Genomic DNA, 7,886 nt, shown 5'->3' with positions numbered 1-7,886 from the left:
AATTTTCTAGTAACTTCTGCCATAATAGCACCTCCTGGGAATTATTATGACAGATATTATTTAGATTTTGGATGTGCGTCCAGTTTGACGCTTACACGGATTCCAATGGGACGGATCGGAAAATCTAGAGAATTAATTGGCGTTGTACAATTTTTATTATCTGATGCTTCGAGTTATATGACAGGTGCTTTATTACATGTTGATGGTGGATGGACTGCTTCTGCATAATCTTTTATACGTGATGGAGGACTAAAATGAATATAGCCATACTTGTAGATATTGGACGTATTGAGATCGCACAGCAAGATATACCTAATCCCGGCCCAAATGAAATTTTAATTAAAGTTGAAGCTTGTGGAATATGTGGTTCCGATCTTCATATGTTTCATGGAAACCATCCAATCCTGCGTCCGCCATTGAGGATGGGTCATGAGGTTGCAGGGAGTGTTGAACAGGCTGGAATAGGAGCTAATGGTTGGAAAAAGGGAGATCGTGTGCTGCTGTTCCCCTTAAGCGGCTGCGGTGAATGTGCAAGATGCATTGAAGAAACGCCTCATTTGTGCGAAAAACAACAAGTGATAGGAGCACATATTCCCGGGGGTTTTGCAGACTATGTTCTTGCTAAAGAAGAAAATTTAATCAAACTTCCGTATGATATTTCATTTATAGAAGGGGCTCTTGTAGAACCGGCGGCTGTTGCAGTACATACTGTAAGCCGACTTGGTTCCGTTTCCGGACATAATGTGGCAGTTCTAGGTGTTGGCCCTATTGGACTTCTATGCGTGCAAGTATTGAAAGCACTGGGGGCAACCACGGTAATTGCTTCTGATCCCCTGGAACATAGGTTGAATCTAGCAAGGCAGCTCGGTGCAGATGTGGTGGTCAATCCATTAACACAAAATTTGAAGCAAAAATCCTTTGAGATTTCTCCCTTAGGGTTGGATGCAGTCATTGATTGCGCCGGATTAGAGCAAACGCTTCAAGCAGCTTTTGAAATAACACGAAGAGGCGGGAAAATCGCTGCAACTGCTGTATTTTTAAAAGATGTTACGATACCCATGACCTTATTGCAAAGGGGTGAGCGTAGTTTAATTGGTGTTATGTCTTATGAAAAAAAGGATTTTCATCAAGTTATTCAATTAGTGTCTGAACAAAAATTAGATGTAAAAGCACTTGTAACTCACAAGTATCCATTGCAAGAAATCCAAAGAGGTTTCGAAACGGCAGGAAGTCGTACCCTTCCAGTTGGAAAAGTCATCATCGAGAAAGGAGCGTGTTTATGAGATTCAAAATAGTTCACCGTTGTTTGATCATATTGTTGATGCTAATGATTACTGTTGCGTGTGGAAGCCAACCAAGCAATACCTCTCAAAATGGACAACAAACACCTGAAAGTAAACCCACCGAGAATAAAGAAAAAATGATAATTAAGGTAGCCACTGTTCTTCCTGAGAACGAGCCAATTAATATTTACGCAAAGAAAGTCGCGGAAAGCATAAAAGAGCGCACCAACGGTCAAGTGGAAATTCAAGTTTATCCTAACTCTACTCTCGGTTCAAACAAGGATACTTTTGAGCAAGCATTAGCTGGAGCAGCAGTCATTGGGAATTCGGATGCTGGATATTGGCAGGATTATATCTCTGATTTCGGTATACTAAATGGTCCATTTCTAGTAGAGAAACCGGAGGAATATAATAAATTAATTAACTCCGATTGGTTTGCTGATATTAGTAAACAAATGGAATCCAAAGGATTAAAAGTACTGGCTTTCAACTGGTTCTTCGGCGATCGTCATATTATTAGCAACAAGGAGATTCGCACGCCAGAAGATTTAAAAGGCTTGAAAATGCGTGTCCCTCCCAATGTGATGTGGACAGAGACGATAAAAGCAATGGGGGCGAATCCGACTGAATTAGAATGGTCTGAAGTATATACAGGACTATCCAATGGTGTTGTTGATGCAGCAGAAGCTCCTTTATCCACTTTGTATGGTTCTAAGTTATTCGAAAGCGCAAAGATCATCTCGATGACAGGTCACTTTAAAGCTATGACTGGCTTTGTGATCGGTAAAGAATATTTCGATACACTTCCTCCCGACATCCAAAAGATTTTAGTAGAAGAATTTCAAAAATGGGGAACAGAAGAATCTAAAGCTGCCGTAGAACAAACGAATGAATGGAAAAAGAAATTAGAGGAAAAAGGGGTTAAATTTGTTACAGATGTAGACATTGATGCGTTTAAGAAAGCCACGCAGGTGGTCTATACCAAGTTTGATAAATGGTCTCCTAATTTGTACGAAAAGGTAACGAAACTTCTAAATGAAAAATAGAAAAGAACCTCTGTCGAAGAATTAAGTGCCGCTAGAAGAGCGGCTGACCTAAAATTTTGAGGTTATTTGAAGAAAATAACAACCCTTCAACCTTTGGTCAGGAGTGGGGCGGTTACTTTTTTCTTTGAGTACAATTTAAGGTACTCTCCTCCGTTTTTCTGATGGAATCCTTGGGTTTTCAGTTTTGGTGTATACCCTATACGGTATATGTGGGTTAGCCAAAAGAAAATTGACCGTAACCCCTATAAAAACGACTGTAAATCTGTTGAAAACGACCGTAAATAAGAGAAATGAGGGGAAACGGGATTGTTTGAGGGAGTCCATTCTCTTTCCCTTTCTTTTTTTAAGTAAAAGTAAAGCTAATTCTAATAGAATTGAAAAAAACCTAATGGATACCCCTGCTTTATCCCCCACTCAATTTATTTTTAACAGTAACGATTAAAAAATCGACCGTAAAGATATAAAAAGTGACCGTAAGTCCACTAAAATCGACCGTAAATTGTATCGAGGCTTTAGGAAGCTCAGTTGGTAGAACCCTGGAAAGGTAAAAGCCCTGATTCATCACATAAAAATCAGGGCACTTTATAATTTACATTGTTGGAATCAATTTATTTACTTTGCCTTCTCCACTTCATCGAAGAACTCCTGAACGACATCTCTGCCGATCTCATCAATGAATGGTTCCAATGCAGGCTTGGACAATTCTTTCATTTTCTCCCGCTCTTCCGGTGCTACATCGTTAAATTGCATACCCTTTGCCTTTAATTCTTCGGTGAGGGCTTCGCTGCTCTTTAGGTTAAGATCACGCTGGTACGCTCCCGCTTCGACTGCTGCTTCCTGGAAGACTTTCTTTTCCGCGTCGGATAGCTGGTCCCAAAACTTTTGACTGACCATAAATAGCATCGGTGAATACAAGTGTTTGGTGAAGCTCATATATTTTTGCACTTCATTCAGACTTGAGGACGCAACGATCGTCACTGGGTTTTCTTGACCATCGATCGCGTGACTTTCTAAAGCTGGAAAGACTTCTGGCCAAGGCATTGGCGTCGGATTCGCACCCAGGCTCTTAAACACTTCGATGTGGACTGGATTTTGTATGGTTCGGATCTTTAAGCCTTTCAAATCGTCTACCGTTTCAATCGGATGCTTACTATTGGTGACGCTGCGGAATCCATTTTCCCAAAAAGTAAGCCCTATTAACCCTTGTGGAGTCAATCCGTCAAGCAATTTTTTCCCGAACGGTCCATCGAGTACCGTATGGGCATGTTTTTCATCATTGAACATAAACGGAAAGTCGATCACCCCAAGTTCTTTCACGTTCCCAACCATAATACTGGAATTGGTGATGGCAATCTCTTGTAGACCAGCCTGTAAGGCTTCCGCCATTTTTTTGTCATCGCCGAGAGAGGAATCATAAAAGTTTTGTACTTTTATTTTACCGTCACTCTTTTCCGCGACTAATTCTGCAAATTTGTCTAATCCCTGGCCTAATGTGGAATCTTTAGGTACGGGCAACCCTGCTTTAACCGTACGCTCTTGAATCTCATTTGAAGCGGAGGCTGGAGTTTCAGAAGCAGATGATGAAGATGAATCTGTCGGTGCAGGTTCTGAATCCTTGCCACCACCACCTCCACACCCAGCCAACACTAGCAGACTTGGTACGATCAAACAGATGCTTAATTTTGTAAGTATTTTTTTCATTAGATTTCTCCTCTACTCCATTAACCCTTATTTATTAATAATACTTGAGCGCCACATTCTTCAATTGGGTATAACTCTTCAGTGCCTCGAGGCCTTTCTCTCGACCGAAACCACTTTTTTTGTATCCACCGAATGGCTGGGCGATTCCTCCTCCAGCACCATAGTGATTGATAAATACTTGGCCACATTGCAGTTGATTGGCAACACGGTGGGCTCTACCGACATTTTCTGTCCAGATGCCTGCGACGAGACCATATGGCGTTCCATTGGCAATCGCAATGGCTTCTTCTTCTGTCTCAAATGTGGTGACCGTAAGGACGGGCCCGAATATTTCCTCTTGTGCCAAATGGTGATCTGCCGCAACGTTATCAAAGATGGTAGGTTTGAGATAATAACCGTTTTCGCATCCTTCGATTAACTTACGCTCTCCACCTGTTGCAATCGTAATGCCATCCTGCTTTGCAAGATCGATAAACTCTTGGATTCGTTCAAATTGTTTTTGCGATAAAACGGGGCCAAGATCAGGATTATCCATTCCAGGGCCGATCGTTAGTTTTTCCATCGCTTCGACAAGTTTGCTAACGAAATCCTCTTTAATTGATTTGTCAATGACTAAGCGTGAGCCTGCAGAACAAGTTTGACCTGCATTTTGAATAATGGACTTGCGAACCCATTCAAGTGCCTGCTCTTCGTTACAATCAGCAAACACAATATTCGGAGATTTTCCACCAAGCTCTAAGGTAACAGGAACGATATTCTTTGCTGCGGATTCCATCACCCTTTTTCCCGTCTCAACGGAGCCTGTAAACGTAATATGATTAATATCCGGATGGGACGAAAGGGCTGCACCCGCTTCATAGCCATAACCTGTAACAACATTCAGAAGACCTTTTGGTAACCCTAAAGTTTCCATTAACTGAGCGAGCTTTAGTGTCGTTAACGGTGTATCCTCCGCTGGTTTTAGAACCATTGCGTTTCCTGTTGCGATGGATACGGCAATGCTTCTTGCGGCAATTTGCAGAGGATAATTCCATGGGATAATATGCCCAACGACCCCAATCGGTTCGCGAACTGTGTAATCAATAATTCCTGGCTCAACGGGAATGGTTTCCCCAAAAATCTTGTCAGCTATCCCTGCGTAGTATTCAAAATAACGGGCAGCAATTTCCACATCCACAGCGGATTGACCCAAGGGCTTCCCGACATCAAGTGTCTCTAACCTGGCTAACTCTTCCTTATTTTCACGAATGATTTCAGCGATCTGGTTGAGAAGTTGGCCACGAGCATAAGGGGTGAGTTCCTTCCACTCTTTTGAAAGAAACGCTGTTTTTGCTGCCTGTACAGCCTGATCGATTTCCTCTTTATCTCCTCGAGGAACATAGGCCAAAACCGAACCGTCCCCTGGATTTTTGACTTCTATTAATTTCGCTTCATCTGGGACCGTCCATTCACCATTGATATAACATCCTAGTGTCTGTACATCAACTGCCTTCACTAATTAGATCCCCCTTCCACCATCGATATTGAACACAGAACCAGTCACTATCGCTGCTTCTTTCGAACATAGGTATACAAGAGAATTGGCAATATCACTTGGAATAATTAATCTTCCCATAGGAACACTTTTTCTAAATATCGTTTCTTTTATACTATCAACATCTGCACCCTCTGATGCAAATTGTCCAAGCATGTTCGTGTCGGCTGGACCTGGATTGACGACATTGACCCGGATTCCATATTCGGCTAATTCGATTGCCAATGCTTGTGAAAGGGAAACAACGGCTCCTTTTGACGCAACATAAGCATTTAAACCAGGACGAGGTCTCACCATCGAGATCGAAGCAATATTAACAATGACGCCAGACCCTTGTTTTTTCATATACGGTACAGCGGCACGGCTCGTTAAAAATGGCGCAGTGGCATTGACACGCATAATTTTTTCCCAATCGGCTAAGCTCACCTCTTCAATCGGTGTAGCAGATTGCGCGATCCCAGCAATATTCAAGAGGCCATCGATTCTCCCAAATTTCTCATAGGCCATCCGGATTACCTTTTCAACCTCATCTTCATCTGTTAAGTCAGCGGCGATCGGTAACAAACGATCACTTTCCTCTAAACCGTCCACATTCAAATCAATCGCGGCTACGAAAGCTCCTTCTTCTAAAAAGCGTTTCACCGTTTCCTTACCCATTCCGCCTTTTGCACCTGTAACAACAAACACTTCATTTTCCAATCTCATATTTACGCCCCTCTTTCATTATTATCAATATTTATAAAGCAATCCGTTTCAATGGTTATGCACGCGAAAGCCTTTTCATAATCACCTAGAGTGCACAACTCTGTGGTTCTACCACTTGAGTGTATATTACTATATTTTTCGGAAATATGTAAAGTATTTTTAGTATTCCTATCAGACTGGTACTACCTTTTGGGAATTTTTTGAAAAATATAAAGTGTGATCTATACAAGGCATCACACTTTACTGAATCATTTCATCTTCTACACGAATGGACTGATTCATGATATCTTCTTTCCCTTGAAGCAAATGTAATCTCATGGCATGATAAGCACCCGTGCCATCTCTTTTCTTAATGTACTCTACAATTAATCGATGATTTTCTAATGCATTCCGCCTGGCCAGATCTTTCCCCATGGCAATCCCTGAAGAGACGGAAGCCCCGATCCCTTGAATCAGCCTCTCAATGATTTCATTATGGGTCGCTTTTGCTAGAAACGTATGAAAGTTGTTGTCAGCGATGGTATAATCCAATCCATTCCTAATTAAATCCGCACATTCTTGTTCCAATAAAGTTAACTGCTCCAATTCTTTTGGCGTGATCCGCTCTGCAACAAGTCTCATGGCTTCCGGTTCAACCATCAAACGCACTTCATACCATTTGATCTGTAATTCTCTGTAGTCTTCTATTAAAGACAAACGAAAGGGATCTGAAATAAAATCAGGGTTGTCAGCAACAAAAGTACCTACGCCCCGTTTGACGATCAGGACACCATTTCCTACTAGGACTTTAATCGCTTCTCGAATCGAGTTCCGACTCACACCCAGTCTCAGCGCCAATGTTCGTTCATCTGGTATTCTGTCATTTGGTTTATATTCTTTTTCTGTTAATATCATTTTTTGAAGTCTCATGGCGATCTCTAAGGACAAAGGCCCTTTGGTATGGTTCATGATGTTATCTCCTCGTAAATCAGAACTTTCTTTCTATTATTACACATCCTGGGATGAGAGAAAACCATAGAGAGTTTGGGGGATGACCAAGATAAAAAAGCTAGAGTATGGCTATTACACTATTACTTATTTTAAAGAGAGTCATATCTTGTTATTAAAATTGTGAAAAGAGGTGGTGTATTGTGCGAACGAGATTACGAGATGTTTGTGTACCAGAACCGTTATAAAATGCAGTAGGGGCACTATGAAAAAGTCTCCTCGCCACTGTAGTGTTCAACTTTGATTCCTGCTTAATTTGGACTGAGGAGGGCGTGATTTAAGTTACTCTGTCACAAATACACCAGATTCGTGACAGGAGACCCTCTTTTTTCTGTGACTCTGTCACAAATACACCAGATTCGTGACAGGAAGTCTCCCTTTTTCTGTGACTCTGTCACAAATACACCAGATTCGTGACAGGAAGTCTCCCTTTTTCTGTGACTCTGTCACGTATACCTCAGATTCGTGACAGGAGACCCTCTTTTTTCTGTAACTCTGTCACAAATACACCAGATTCGTGACAGGAAGTCTCCCTTTTTCTGTGACTCTGTCACAAATACACCAGATTCGTGACAGGAAGTCTCCCTTTTTCTGTGACTCTGTCACAAATACACCAGATTCGTGACAGGA

At 41.7% G+C, this 7,886-nt stretch carries 7 protein-coding genes; 3 read left to right on the top strand and 4 right to left on the bottom strand.

Annotation, left to right across the window (positions count from 1 at the left end; genetic code table 11):
• From J2Z37_RS24990 to J2Z37_RS24980, 3 genes are all read left to right on the top strand, one after another.
• On the top strand, nucleotides 1-228 hold a 228-nt coding region (locus J2Z37_RS24990), incomplete at its 5' end, for an SDR family oxidoreductase (protein WP_209813051.1).
• A gap of 26 nt (nucleotides 229-254) precedes the next feature.
• Nucleotides 255-1,283 (top strand): zinc-dependent alcohol dehydrogenase, encoded by a 1,029-nt coding sequence (locus J2Z37_RS24985; protein WP_209813050.1) that lies wholly within the window; start codon nucleotides 255-257, stop codon nucleotides 1,281-1,283.
• A complete protein-coding gene (locus J2Z37_RS24980; protein WP_209813049.1) occupies nucleotides 1,280-2,329 on the top strand; it encodes a C4-dicarboxylate TRAP transporter substrate-binding protein in 1,050 nt (349 codons plus the stop codon). Before J2Z37_RS24985 ends, J2Z37_RS24980 begins: the two co-directional genes overlap by 4 nt.
• Before the next feature lie 612 nt (nucleotides 2,330-2,941).
• On the opposite strand, the gene J2Z37_RS24975 is transcribed toward J2Z37_RS24980, so the two are convergent.
• From J2Z37_RS24975 to J2Z37_RS24960, 4 genes are all read right to left on the bottom strand, one after another.
• Complete coding sequence (locus J2Z37_RS24975; protein ID WP_209813048.1) at nucleotides 2,942-4,030, bottom strand: TRAP transporter substrate-binding protein; 1,089 nt, start codon at nucleotides 4,028-4,030, stop codon at nucleotides 2,942-2,944.
• Between the two features lie 34 nt (nucleotides 4,031-4,064).
• Nucleotides 4,065-5,525: an aldehyde dehydrogenase family protein gene (locus J2Z37_RS24970; protein WP_209813047.1), complete on the bottom strand. Its 1,461-nt coding sequence runs from the start codon at nucleotides 5,523-5,525 to the stop codon at nucleotides 4,065-4,067.
• Between the two features lie 3 nt (nucleotides 5,526-5,528).
• Nucleotides 5,529-6,269: an SDR family NAD(P)-dependent oxidoreductase gene (locus J2Z37_RS24965; protein ID WP_209813046.1), complete on the bottom strand. Its 741-nt coding sequence runs from the start codon at nucleotides 6,267-6,269 to the stop codon at nucleotides 5,529-5,531.
• 240 nt (nucleotides 6,270-6,509) lie between these two features.
• Nucleotides 6,510-7,217, bottom strand: a complete 708-nt coding sequence (locus tag J2Z37_RS24960) for a FadR/GntR family transcriptional regulator (protein WP_209813045.1) — start codon at nucleotides 7,215-7,217, stop codon at nucleotides 6,510-6,512.
• Between the last annotated feature and the right edge of the window lie 669 nt (nucleotides 7,218-7,886).

It is taken from the genome of Ammoniphilus resinae (genome assembly GCF_017873965.1).
GTDB lineage: Bacteria > Bacillota > Bacilli > Aneurinibacillales > RAOX-1 > Ammoniphilus_A > Ammoniphilus_A resinae.
This window is presented reverse-complemented; position numbering and strand designations above follow the sequence as displayed.